Genomic DNA, 11,767 nt, shown 5'->3' on the forward strand with positions numbered 1-11,767 from the left:
AAGCTGGGATGGAGGCTTGAAAAAGCTGGGTAGTTTTTTTGAATAAAAACAATGGGTTATTTTATGTTTGATAAGAGCTGCCGCAGGCTGCGATCTTTTGACCTTTAACATCAAAAGATCGCAGCCTGCGGCAGCTCCTACGGGGTTATAGCGTTTGGTTTTAATGCTTGCCGGGGCTGAGCATGTTTTCCGGGCGTACCCACTCGTTGAATTCTTCGTCAGTCAGATAACCCAACTCCAGCGCCGCTTCGCGCAAGGTCAACCCTTCGGCATAGGCTTTTTTGGCGATTTGCGCCGATTTGTCGTAGCCGATATGGGGGTTGAGTGCAGTCACCAGCATCAGGCCGCGCTCCAGGTGTTCGGCCATTTTGCCCGCGTCCGGTTCAAGCCCGGTCACGCAGTGTTCATTGAAGTTGCTGCAACCGTCGGCCAGCAGTTTGATCGACTGCAACAGGTTGTGAATGATCACCGGCTTGTACACGTTGAGCTGCAAATGCCCCTGGCTGGCGGCAAAGCCAATCGCCACGTCATTGCCCAGCACCTGACAGGCGAGCATCGACAACGCTTCGCATTGGGTCGGGTTGACCTTGCCCGGCATGATCGAGCTGCCCGGTTCGTTGGCGGGCAGTTTGATTTCGGCCAGCCCTGCGCGTGGGCCGGAACCCAGCAGGCGGAAGTCATTGGCCAGTTTCATCAAGGTTACGGCCAGGGTTTTCAGGGCACCCGACAAGGTGGTCAGTGGCTCATGCCCGGCCAACGCGGCAAATTTATTGGGGGCGGTGACAAACGGCAGGCCCGACAGGGCGGCAAGTTCGGCGGCAATAGCTTCGGCAAAACCGTGTGGAGCATTCAGCCCGGTGCCCACGGCGGTGCCGCCCTGCGCCAGTTCGCAAACAGCCGGCAGGGCTGAGCGAATGGCTTTTTCTGCGTAATCGAGTTGCGCGATGTAAGCCGACAGCTCTTGGCCGAATGTAATGGGGGTCGCGTCCATCATGTGGGTGCGACCGGTTTTAACCAGTTTCATGTGGCGGGCCGACAACTCCGCCAGCCCGCCAGACAGTTCACTGATCGCCGGCAGCAGGTGCTCATGCACCGCCTTGGCCGCCGCAATGTGCATGGCCGTCGGGAAGCAGTCGTTGGAGCTTTGCGAGCGATTGACGTGGTCGTTGGGGTGCACCGGCGACTTGCCGCCGCGGCCTTTGCCGGCCAGTTCGTTGGCGCGCCCGGCAATCACTTCGTTGGCGTTCATGTTGCTTTGGGTGCCGCTGCCGGTTTGCCAGACTACCAAGGGGAATTGATCATCAAGCTGGCCGCCCAGCACTTCGTCGGCCGCCTGTTCGATCAGGCGCGCGATGTCGGCTGGCAAGTCGCCATTGCGGTCGTTGACGCGGGCCGCGGCTTTTTTGATCAGCACCAGGGCATGCAGCATGGCCAGCGGCATTTTTTCGTTGCCGATGGCAAAGTTGATCAGCGAGCGCTGAGTCTGAGCGCCCCAATAGGCCTCATCCGGTACGTTCACTTCACCCAGGCTGTCGGTTTCGATGCGGCTCATCAGGTCGTTTCTCCTAAAGGTTGATCAGTGAGCTTAGGCGCTCAATCGCCTGCAGGAGTTCAAACTTTAGTTTTAGTGGTTTTTGTCGGATTGTTGAGAACCGCTATCAGTCTCGGGGTTGAGTGACACACTTTGTTAGGCGCAGAATGGTGGCCCCTGGGGTACGACCTCGCTTGCTAGATAAAGGAAACTCGATGACTCGTCTTCGCGCCATCTGTACTGCAGTTGCTCTGGTATGCGCCAGCGGCCAGGTATTCGCCGATGCTGCCAGCCACGCTGCCAGTGCTGAAACGTTCCTCAAGCTGGCACACGCCGACAAACTGGGGACGCCGGTGTACATGCAAGTGCAGCAAATGTTTGCTCAACGCTTTGAACAAACCAAAGCGCCAGCCTCGAAAAAGGCCTTGCTGGAAACCTACCAGGCCAAAGCCAACACTGCCTTGGACCAAGCCATTGGCTGGGACAAGCTGAAGCCGGACATGGTCAAGCTGTACACCACCAACTTCAGTGAGTCCGAGCTTAATGACCTGGTGAAGTTCTACCAGTCGCCATTGGGCAAGAAAGTGCTGGAAAAAATGCCGCAACTGACTCAACAGTCTGCCCAGATGACTCAAGCCAAGCTGGAAAGCGCCGTGCCTGTGGTCAACAAGCTGTTGGAAGACATGACTGCCCAACTGGTACCGGCTGCACCGGCCCCGGCCAAAAAGAAGTAAGCGGAGTCTGAATGAGCATGCAACAACGTATTGAAACGACGCTGAGCGCGTTGCAACCCGAGCATTTGAGCGTGCTGGATGAGAGCCACATGCACAGCCGTGGGTTGCAGACTCACTTCAAGGCGGTGGTGGTCAGCGAGCAGTTCGACGGGCTCAACCGTGTCAAGCGTCACCAAAAGGTTTACGCCACCCTGGGTGACCTGATGGGTGAGTTCCATGCGTTGGCATTGCACACGTACACGCCTGAAGAGTGGGCGAAAATCGACGCAGCCCCGGCCTCGCCGACCTGCGCTGGCGGTGGGCACTAACACACGTTTTTGCTAGAATCCGCAACGCGCCGCTTAGTCGGCGCGTTTTTTTTGCATCCGGTTCACCCTTTGCGAGGGTAGCCACCTGGAGAGTTTCAAGATGACCGCGCCAATTGTTGTTGCTGCACTGTATAAATTCGTCACCCTGCAAGACTACGTTGAACTGCGTGAACCGTTGCTCAAGGCAATGGTGGATAACGGCATCAAAGGCACTTTGCTGATTGCCGAAGAAGGCATCAATGGCACCGTTTCCGGTAGCCGTGAAGGCATTGACGGCCTGCTGGCATGGCTCAAAAACGACCCGCGTATGGTCGATATTGACCACAAAGAATCCTACTGCGATGACCAGCCGTTCTACCGGACCAAGGTCAAGCTGAAAAAAGAGATCGTCACCCTCGGCGTTGAAGGCGTAGACCCGAATAAAAAAGTCGGTACCTATGTCGACCCCGAAAACTGGAACGCCTTGATCAGCGACCCAGAGGTGTTGCTGATTGACACCCGTAACGATTACGAAGTCTCGATTGGCACCTTTGAAGGCGCCATCGACCCTAAAACCACGAGCTTTCGTGAGTTCCCTGACTACATCAAAGCCAACTTCGACCCGGCTGTGCACAAAAAAGTCGCGATGTTCTGCACCGGCGGCATTCGCTGTGAAAAAGCGTCGAGCTACATGCTCAGTCAAGGGTTTGATGAGGTGTATCACCTCAAGGGCGGCATTCTGAAGTACCTCGAAGAGGTGCCGCAGGAAGAGTCCAAGTGGGAAGGTGACTGCTTTGTGTTTGATAACCGCGTGACCGTGCGTCACGATCTGAGCGAAGGTGAGTACGATCAGTGCCACGCCTGTCGCACGCCGATCAACGCTGCAGATCGTGAGTCCGAGCACTACCAGCCGGGTATCAGCTGCCCGCATTGCTGGGACAAGCTGAGCGAGAAAACCCGTCGCAGCGCGATTGATCGTCAAAAGCAGATTGAATTGGCCAAGGCCCGCAATCAGCCGCACCCGATTGGTCATAACTATCGTAAATCTGCCGAGGCCTGATATGTCTGCGCGCCTGCTCTATGTGATGGACCCGATGTGTTCATGGTGCTGGGGTTTTGCGCCCGTTGCGCAAGCCCTGATCGAGCAGGCGCAAGCTGCAGGTGTGGAACTGCACCTGGTGGTAGGCGGTTTGCGCACCGGCAACAGTGCGGCGCTTGAGCCTTCTACCCGGCGCTACATCCTTGAGCATTGGCAGGCCGTGGCTGACGCCACCGGGCAGCCTTTCAACTTTACGGGGGCCTTGCCCGAGGGTTTTGTCTACGACTGCGAGCCCGCTTGCCGGGCGATAGTGGCAGCACGCGGCCTGGCACCGGCGTGTGCCTGGGCCTTGCTCAAGCTTATCCAGCACGCGTTTTACGCTGAAGGCCGGGATGTCACGCAAAGCAGTGTTTTGGTTGAGTTGGCCGAGCAGGCCGGGTTGCCAAGGGCTGAGTTTGCGGCGGCCTTCGACAGCGTCGAGCAACAGGCCGCGACGGCTGCGGACTTTACGTGGGTACAGGACTTGGGCATCGCCGGGTTCCCGACGTTGCTGGCCGAGCGTAATGGCCAATTGGCCTTGTTAACAAATGGCTATCAACCGCTTGAACCGTTGTCTGATTTGCTGGGCCGTTGGCTGGGTCGTGCAGCGAGTGCTTGATCCCAGCGCTAAACCGTCTACTGCCCGCACGCCAGACCGGCTGGGCTGGGCTGACATTCGCCGTCTGGCCCTGCGGCATAAAAAAGCCCTGTGGATTGCCAACGGTGTGGCTGTGCTGGCCACGCTGTGCAGTGTGCCGATTCCGTTGCTGCTGCCGCTGTTGGTGGACGAAGTGCTGCTGGGGCATGGCGACGCGGCCCTGAAAGTCATGAACCACTGGCTGCCAGTCGCCTGGCAGAGTTCGGTGGGCTACATCGGCCTGATGCTGGTGGTGACGTTGCTGCTGCGCGTTGGCGCATTGCTGTTTAACGTCCTGCAATCGCGGCTGTTTTCACGGCTGGCCAAAGACATCGTGTTCCGTATCCGGGTGCGCTTGATTGAGCGCTTGAAGCGCATCTCGCTGGCGGAGTACGAGAGCCTGGGCAGCGGCACGGTGACCACGCATTTAGTCACCGACCTCGATACCCTCGACAAGTTTGTCGGCGAAACCCTCAGCCGGTTTTTGGTGGCCATGCTCACCCTGATCGGCACCTCGGCGATTCTGCTGTGGATGAACTGGCAGTTGGCGCTGTTGATCCTGTTGTTTAACCCGTTGGTGATCTACGCCACGGTGCAACTGGGCAAACGCGTCAAACATTTGAAAAAGCTCGAAAATGACAGTACCGGGCGTTTCACCCAGGCGCTGACCGAAACCCTGGATTCAATCCAGGAAGTGCGAGCGGGCAACCGTCAGGGCTTTTTCCTCGGTCGCTTACAGCAGCGTGCCCGTGAAGTCAGGGATTTTGCTGCGAACTCGCAGTGGAAAACCGACGCCTCGAACCGGGCCAGCGGGTTGTTATTCCAGTTCGGCATCGATATTTTTCGCGCGGCCGCCATGTTGACGGTGCTGTTCTCTGACCTGTCGATCGGGCAAATGCTGGCGGTATTCAGTTACCTCTGGTTCATGATCGGCCCGGTCGAACAGTTGCTGAACCTGCAATACGCTTTTTACGCGGCGGACGGCGCGGTGACACGCATCAACCAGCTGCTGGCGCGTGAGGATGAACCTCACTATCCGGGCGGCGTTGATCCGTTTGCCGGGCGTGAAACAGTTGGCATCGATATCCGCGACCTGAGCTTCAGCTACGGCGAAGAACGGGTACTGGACACGCTTAACCTGAGCATCGCTCCTGGCGAGAAAGTGGCGATTGTTGGCACCAGCGGCGGCGGTAAAAGCACCTTGGTGCAATTGCTGCTGGGGCTGTACACGCCACAGTCCGGAAGCATTTCGTTTGGCGGTGTGCGCCAGTCGGATATTGGCCTGGAGGCTATTCGCGAGCATGTGGCGGTGGTGTTGCAGCATCCGGCGCTGTTCAACGACACGGTGCGCGCCAACCTGACCATGGGCCGTGAGCGCACGGACGAAGCCTGCTGGCGCGCACTGGAAATCGCTCAGTTGGATGGCACCATCATGACCTTGCCGCAAGGTCTGGACAGTATCGTTGGGCGTTCCGGGGTGCGTTTGTCGGGTGGTCAGCGCCAGCGCCTGGCGATAGCGCGCATGGTCCTGGCCGAGCCCCGTGTGGTGATTCTCGACGAGGCCACCAGCGCACTGGACGCGGCCACTGAATACAACTTGCACCACGCGCTAGGCGCCTTTTTGAGCGGGCGCACGACGCTGATCATCGCGCACAGGCTGTCTGCGGTTAAACAGGCAGACCGGGTGCTGGTGTTTGACGGTGGCAGCATTGCCGAAGACGGCGAGCATCACCAGTTGATCGCCGAGGGCGGCCTTTACGCGCAGTTGTATGGCCACTTGCAGCAAAGTTGAGGGCGCAGCGTATTTGCCCTTAATGTGTTTTTTGAGGGCTAGTTAGCACTCTGAGGTATCCCAAATGTCGGTTGTTGGCCTAGTCTCAGTTCTTTGAGGCTTTTCCTCTGGTTTTCATCTGACTGCGTGATGCAAAGGGAACTCATGAAGCCAAAACGTACGCTCGGGACGCCCCACCTGCTCGGGATTGTCTGGCCCTTTATTGCGGTTGTACTGTTTCAGGTTTTATTGGGCTGCATGAGTCTCTACATGCTTTCGGCCGTAAGGGGCTATGTCGCAGGCGAGAGCTTGTGGTCCAAGGGTCAGAAAGACGCCATCTATTTCTTGAGCTTGTACGCGGACAATCGCGACCCCGCGACGTATGCGCAGTATCAGCAAGCCATTCGCGTGCCTCAGGGCGGCCATAAACTGCGGGTGGCCCTGGACCAGCCTGAGCCGGATATGCAGGCCGCACGCGAAGGCATTCTGCAAGGCGGCAATCGCCCCGAAGACGTCTACGGGCTGATCTGGCTTTATCAAAACTTCCGACATTTCAGCTACCTGGAAAAAGCCATCGCGAAATGGAGCGTGGGCGATGAGTATCTGGACAAGCTCGATAATCTGGCGCAAGAGATACACCGCCAGGTCAGCACGAATCAGGTGTCAGAGGCCGATGTCGCGCAATGGCGCGCGCAGATTTATGCCATCAACGACGCGGTGACCCCCGCAGCCAAGGCGTTCAGCGATGCGTTGGGTGAGGCCTCGCGGTTTATTTTGAAGTTGCTGGTGGCGGTCAACCTGGCGGTAGCGCTAGGGCTGATTTGCCTCGCCTTGATGCGTACCCACAAAATTCTGGTTCAGAGCCGTGTCTTTGCTCAAGCGCTACAGCTTGAGAAAGAGCGGGCGCAAATCACTCTGGAATCCATTGGTGATGGCGTCATCAGTACCGATGTTGATGGCGCCATCACGTACATGAACCCGGCTGCCGAGCGCTTGACTCACTGGCAGTCTGAACAGGCCCGGGGCGTACCTCTGGGGGCGCTGTTCAAAATCCTGGATGACAACAGGCCGGATGAAGGCTTCAAGCTGATTGATCATGTGCTCAGCGGTCAGTTAGGCAGCAACAATGAGAACTCCAGGTTTATCCAGCGTATGGATGGCAGTACCGTGGCGGTCACCCTGTCCGGCGCGCCGATCTTGCATGCGGGCAAACTCAGCGGCGCGGTGTTGGTGCTGCATGACATGACCCAGGAGCGGCAGTACATCGCCAATCTGTCCTGGCAGGCCACCCATGATGCGCTCACCGGGCTGGCCAACCGCCGTGAGTTTGAATACCGCCTGGAACTGGTGCTGCAAAACCTGGCGCGGCAACAAGGTCGGCATGCGCTGATGTTTTTGGATCTCGACCAATTCAAGCTGGTGAATGACACCTGCGGTCACGCGGCGGGTGACGAGCTTCTGCGCCATATTTGTGCGCTGCTGCAATCCGGTTTACGTGAGGGCGATACCCTGGCGCGGCTGGGCGGAGATGAATTCGGCATCTTGCTGGAAAACTGCCCGGCCGATGTGGCTGAGAAAATTGCCGAGGGGTTGCGCCATGCAGTGCAGAGTCTGCACTTCGCCTGGAAGGGGCGTCCGTTCCTCAACACCATCAGTATTGGCCTGGTGCATATTCACGAACTCCCGATCACGCTGGAAGGCTGTATGCGAGCTGCCGACATGGCCTGTTACATGGCCAAGGAGAAAGGCCGGAACCGGGTGCAGGTGTATCACGAGGACGACTCCGAACTGTCCATGCGCTTCGGTGAAATGAACTGGGTGCAGCGCCTGCATGTGGCGCTGGAAGAAAACCGCTTTTGCCTCTACTCCCAGGCAATCGTTCCGTTGGGGCATGTGGAGGAGCACAGCGGTCACATTGAGATTCTTTTGCGTCTGCAGGATGAAAATGAACGAGTGATCATGCCTGACCATTTCATCCCGGCCGCCGAACGTTATGGCTTGATGCCATCGATTGACCGCTGGGTGGTCGAGAATGTGTTCAAGATCATTTCCGAATGCACGGCTCAGCACCCCGGGCGACCAATGGAAATGTGTGCGATTAACTTGTCGGGCACAACCATTGGTGATGATGAGTTTCTGGCGTTCTTGCACGAACAGTTTGAATGCTATGGCGTTTCGCCCGGGCAAATCTGCTTTGAGATCACTGAAACCAGCGCCATCGCCAATCTGGGCAGCGCCATTCGCTTTATCAATGACCTGAAGGCGCTGGGGTGCCGTTTCTCGCTGGATGACTTCTGCGCGGGAATGTCTTCGTTTGCTTATCTAAAGCACCTGCCGGTGGACTTTTTGAAGATTGATGGCAGTTTCGTCAGAGACATGCTGGATGATCCGATTAATCGGGCTATGGTAGAAGTGATTAATCACATTGGGCACGTAATGGGTAAGCGTACGATTGCAGAGTTCGTTGAGTCTTCGCACATTGAGCAGGCTTTGGTCGAGATCGGTGTCGATTATGCGCAGGGATATGCAGTTGAACGTCCTCACGTGCTGACGTGTGACAGTTTGTGGTGCCGGCCCAAACGTCCCGCGCCGTTGGCCTTGAAGTCGCCTGGCACGTTGCGTTAAGCATTTCCGGATTTGCAAAACCAGCGTGTCATAAGGAGCCTGATAGTGACCGAGACCTATAACCGAACTGGCCCTCTAATGGAGGCGACCAGCTACCCCGAGTGGGCTCAGCAATTGATCCGCGACTGCAGCGAGAGCAAACGCCGGGTTGTTGAACACGAAATTTACCGACGCATGCGCGACAACACCCTCAGCGAAAAGACCATGCGTATTTTCCTGATCGGCGGCTGGCCGGTTGTCGAGCAGTTTTCGTTGTACATGGGTCATAACCTGGGCAAAACCCGTTATGGGCGCCATCCGGGTGAGGACATGGCGCGGCGCTGGCTTATCCGCAACATTCGTGTCGAGCTTAACCATGCCGACTATTGGGTGCATTGGGCGCGTGCACACGGTGTAAGCCTTGAAGACATGAACGCGCAGGACATACCGGCAGAGTTTCAGGCGCTCAACGACTGGTGCTGGCACAGCTGTGCAACCGACTCGTTGGCCGTGGCGATGGCCGCCACCAACTACGCCATCGAGGGCGCAGTCGGTGAATGGGCAGCTGTGGTGTGCTCAAAAAGCATCTATGAAGAGTCGTTTCCACAAGAGGGGCGCAAGCGCTCCATGAAATGGCTGAAGATGCACGCGCAGTATGACGATGAGCACCCTTGGGAAGCGCTGGAGATCATTTGCACGCTGGCGGGGTTGAACCCTTCAGAAGAGCTGAAAACCGAGTTGCGTAAAGCGATTTGCAAGAGCTATGACTACAAGTATCTGTTTTTGCAGAGCTGCTTGCAGTTTGAGGGGGCGCCGGTAGTGCGTGCGCGGCGCGAGCTGGTCGAGTCCTGATTGTCGGGAGATGACGACCTGAAGGGTTAAAAAAACCGGAGGCTGCATGGGCAGGCTCCGGTTTTTTTATGGGTTTTTACTGTGCGTTGAACGCCTGCCCATTGACCCCGGTGCTGTCCGGGCCCATCAGGTACAGGTAAACCGGCATGATGGCTTGCGGCTCAGGGTTGTTCTGCGGGTTTTCTGCGGGGTAGGCCTGCGCACGCATGCTGGTGCGGGTTGCACCCGGGTTGATGCTGTTGGAGCGCACCGTCGAGACGTTTTCAACTTCGTCGGCGAGGGTTTGCATCAGGCCTTCGGTGGCGAACTTGGACACGCCATAAGCGCCCCAGTAGGCGCGGCCTTTACGGCCAACGCTGCTGGAGGTGAAGATCACCGAGGCGTCTTGTGACAGTTTGAGCAACGGAAGCAGTGTGCTGGTCAGCATAAACATGGCGTTTACGTTGATGTGCATCACGCGCATGAAGTTCTCGCCACTCAGTTGCTCCAGCGGCGTGCGCGGGCCGATGATCGAGGCGTTGTGCAGGAGCCCGTCCAGGCGCCCGAACTCGCTTTCAATCATGGCCGCCAGTTCGTCGTACTGATGCGGCAGGGCGGTTTCGAGGTTGAACGGGATAACTGCCGGTTTGGCGTGTCCGGCGGCTTCAATGTCGTCGTAGACCTGGCTCAGGTTGGCTTCTGTCTTGCCGAGCAGCAACACGGTCGCTCCGTGGGCCGCATAGGTTTTGGCGGCGGCTGCGCCAATACCACGACCGGCCCCCGTGACCAGGATGATGCGGCCCTGAAGCAGGTCGGGGCGGGCGGTGTAATCAAACATAAAGCACCTCAACAAAAAGCAGGAAGCATGTGCAGCGCCTGGGTGTTAGCAACTGCACATCGCGTTATCCAGAACTTTGCGCAATTCGGCCGGATGGTCGACCACCACGTCAGCGCCCCAATGGTCAGGGTTGTCGTTGGGGTGGATATAGCCATAACGCACGGCGGCTGTTTTGGTCCCGGCATCGCGGCCAGACTCGATGTCACGCAGGTCGTCGCCGACAAACAGTACGCTGGCCGGGTCCAGGTCGAGCATCTTGCAGGCCAGGATAAGCGGCTCAGGGTCGGGCTTGCTGCGGGTGACGTGATCGGGGCAGATCAGCAGGGCGGAACGCTCGGCCAGCCCAAGCTGTTGCATGATTGGCTCGGCGAAGCGTACGGGCTTGTTGGTGACAACGCCCCATACCAAATGAGCCTTTTCGATGTCGGCCAACAGTTCGGCCATGCCGTCAAACAGCTTGCTGTGGACCGCACAGTCACGTTGATAGCGCTCAAGGAACTCAAGGCGCAGGGCCTCGAAGTTGTCTGCTTCAGGGCTGATGCCGAACGTCGCGGCAACCATCGCCTTGGCACCGCCGGAAATTTCATCGCGAATCAGTTTGTCGGCCACGGGCGGCAGGTCACGGTCTGCGCGCATGGCCTGGCAGATGGCGATAAAGTCCGGCGCGGTGTCGAGCAGGGTGCCGTCCATGTCAAAAAGAACTGCTCTTAAACGCATGTATTACTCCTCGCGAAGGGTCTGGATCATGTAGTTGACGTCTACATCGTTGGCCAGTTTGTAGTGCTTGGTCAGCGGGTTGTAGGTCAGGCCGATGATGTCCTTGACGCTCAGGCCTGCCTGGCGGCTCCAGGCGCCCAGCTCGGAAGGGCGAATGAACTTCTTGAAGTCGTGGGTCCCGCGTGGCATCAGCTTGAGCACATATTCGGCGCCGATAATCGCGAACAGGTAGGACTTGGGGTTGCGGTTGATGGTCGAGAAGAACACTTGGCCGCCCGGTTTGACCATCTGGTAGCAGGCGCGGATGACTGACGCTGGATCTGGCACGTGCTCGAGCATTTCTAGGCAGGTGACGACGTCGAACTGGCCCGGCATTTCGAGCGCCAGTTCTTCGGCAGTGATTTGACGGTACTCAACGTTGACGCCGGACTCGAGCTGGTGCAGTTGCGCGACAGCGAGGGGGGCTTCGCCCATGTCGATACCGGTGACAGTCGCCCCGCGCTGAGCCATGGACTCGCTGAGGATGCCGCCGCCGCAGCCTACATCGAGGACCTTTTTGCCGGCCAGGTGAACGCGCTCGTCAATCCAGTTGACCCGCAGCGGGTTGATGTCGTGCAGCGGCTTGAACTCGCTTTCGCGGTCCCACCAGCGATGGGCAAGCGCCTCGAATTTGGCGATCTCGGCGTGGTCGACGTTGCTCATGGGTAAATCCTCTAAAGCTAAAAAACCGGGTAAAACT

11 protein-coding genes are annotated in these 11,767 nt (G+C 57.8%); 7 read left to right on the top strand and 4 right to left on the bottom strand.

Translation table 11 applies throughout. The annotated features are described in order from the left end of the window. Positions 1-160 precede the first annotated feature (160 nt). Positions 161-1,552 carry a class II fumarate hydratase gene (locus AAEZ03_RS03155; RefSeq protein WP_350575972.1) on the bottom strand — a complete coding sequence of 464 codons (1,392 nt, stop codon included), beginning with the start codon at positions 1,550-1,552 and terminating at the stop codon, positions 161-163. A 194-nt stretch (positions 1,553-1,746) separates the two neighbouring features. Between AAEZ03_RS03155 and AAEZ03_RS03160 the strand changes: the two genes are divergently transcribed. The 7 genes from AAEZ03_RS03160 to AAEZ03_RS03190 all read left to right on the top strand — a co-directional run bounded on the left by AAEZ03_RS03160 (position 1,747) and on the right by AAEZ03_RS03190 (position 9,494). Beyond that, positions 1,747-2,265, top strand: coding sequence for a DUF2059 domain-containing protein (locus AAEZ03_RS03160; protein ID WP_123750426.1), 519 nt, complete (start codon positions 1,747-1,749; stop codon positions 2,263-2,265). Positions 2,266-2,276: 11 nt separating this feature from the next. Next, positions 2,277-2,573: a BolA family protein gene (locus AAEZ03_RS03165; protein ID WP_048368522.1), complete on the top strand. Its 297-nt coding sequence runs from the start codon at positions 2,277-2,279 to the stop codon at positions 2,571-2,573. Positions 2,574-2,673: 100 nt separating this feature from the next. Then, positions 2,674-3,612 (top strand): oxygen-dependent tRNA uridine(34) hydroxylase TrhO, encoded by a 939-nt coding sequence (gene trhO / locus AAEZ03_RS03170; protein WP_153330396.1) that lies wholly within the window; start codon positions 2,674-2,676, stop codon positions 3,610-3,612. 1 nt (position 3,613) lies between these two features. Beyond that, the gene (locus AAEZ03_RS03175; protein ID WP_350575976.1) at positions 3,614-4,249 is read left to right on the top strand and encodes a DsbA family protein; all 636 of its coding nucleotides are present in this window, start codon (positions 3,614-3,616) and stop codon (positions 4,247-4,249) included. After that, positions 4,242-6,059, top strand: a complete 1,818-nt coding sequence (locus AAEZ03_RS03180; RefSeq protein WP_278941649.1) for an ABC transporter ATP-binding protein — start codon at positions 4,242-4,244, stop codon at positions 6,057-6,059. Before AAEZ03_RS03175 ends, AAEZ03_RS03180 begins: the two co-directional genes overlap by 8 nt. 144 nt (positions 6,060-6,203) lie before the next feature. After that, positions 6,204-8,663 carry an EAL domain-containing protein gene (locus tag AAEZ03_RS03185; protein WP_350575979.1) on the top strand — a complete coding sequence of 820 codons (2,460 nt, stop codon included), beginning with the start codon at positions 6,204-6,206 and terminating at the stop codon, positions 8,661-8,663. 45 nt (positions 8,664-8,708) lie between these two features. Next, on the top strand, positions 8,709-9,494 hold the full coding sequence (locus tag AAEZ03_RS03190; RefSeq protein ID WP_262123908.1) for an iron-containing redox enzyme family protein: 786 nt from the start codon (positions 8,709-8,711) through the stop codon (positions 9,492-9,494). A 76-nt stretch (positions 9,495-9,570) separates the two neighbouring features. On the opposite strand, the gene AAEZ03_RS03195 is transcribed toward AAEZ03_RS03190, so the two are convergent. Genes AAEZ03_RS03195 through ubiG form a run of 3 tightly spaced genes read right to left on the bottom strand, consistent with a single transcriptional unit; the run spans position 9,571 to position 11,730 of the window. After that, positions 9,571-10,311, bottom strand: coding sequence for a YciK family oxidoreductase (locus tag AAEZ03_RS03195; RefSeq protein WP_123750431.1), 741 nt, complete (start codon positions 10,309-10,311; stop codon positions 9,571-9,573). Between the two features lie 45 nt (positions 10,312-10,356). Then, positions 10,357-11,028 (bottom strand): N-acetylmuramic acid 6-phosphate phosphatase MupP, encoded by a 672-nt coding sequence (gene mupP, locus AAEZ03_RS03200; RefSeq protein WP_153334753.1) that lies wholly within the window; start codon positions 11,026-11,028, stop codon positions 10,357-10,359. Positions 11,029-11,031: 3 nt separating this feature from the next. Then, positions 11,032-11,730: a bifunctional 2-polyprenyl-6-hydroxyphenol methylase/3-demethylubiquinol 3-O-methyltransferase UbiG gene (gene ubiG, locus AAEZ03_RS03205; RefSeq protein WP_048368514.1), complete on the bottom strand. Its 699-nt coding sequence runs from the start codon at positions 11,728-11,730 to the stop codon at positions 11,032-11,034. Positions 11,731-11,767: the final 37 nt, after the last annotated feature.

The organism is Pseudomonas sp. HY2-MNA-CIBAN-0224, assembly GCF_040310285.1.
Taxonomy (GTDB): domain Bacteria; phylum Pseudomonadota; class Gammaproteobacteria; order Pseudomonadales; family Pseudomonadaceae; genus Aquipseudomonas; species Aquipseudomonas helleri.

Bases quoted from the DNA above. Each gene is read 5' to 3' on its own strand.
- AAEZ03_RS03155 (WP_350575972.1), bottom strand. From the start codon at position 1,552: ATGAGCCGCATCGAAACCGACAGCCTGGGTGAAGTGAACGTACCGGAT.
- AAEZ03_RS03160 (WP_123750426.1), top strand. From the start codon at position 1,747: ATGACTCGTCTTCGCGCCATCTGTACTGCAGTTGCTCTGGTATGCGCC.
- AAEZ03_RS03165 (WP_048368522.1), top strand. From the start codon at position 2,277: ATGAGCATGCAACAACGTATTGAAACGACGCTGAGCGCGTTGCAACCC.
- trhO (WP_153330396.1), top strand. From the start codon at position 2,674: ATGACCGCGCCAATTGTTGTTGCTGCACTGTATAAATTCGTCACCCTG.
- AAEZ03_RS03175 (WP_350575976.1), top strand. From the start codon at position 3,614: ATGTCTGCGCGCCTGCTCTATGTGATGGACCCGATGTGTTCATGGTGC.
- AAEZ03_RS03185 (WP_350575979.1), top strand. From the start codon at position 6,204: ATGAAGCCAAAACGTACGCTCGGGACGCCCCACCTGCTCGGGATTGTC.
- AAEZ03_RS03195 (WP_123750431.1), bottom strand. From the start codon at position 10,311: ATGTTTGATTACACCGCCCGCCCCGACCTGCTTCAGGGCCGCATCATC.
- mupP (WP_153334753.1), bottom strand. From the start codon at position 11,028: ATGCGTTTAAGAGCAGTTCTTTTTGACATGGACGGCACCCTGCTCGAC.
- ubiG (WP_048368514.1), bottom strand. From the start codon at position 11,730: ATGAGCAACGTCGACCACGCCGAGATCGCCAAATTCGAGGCGCTTGCC.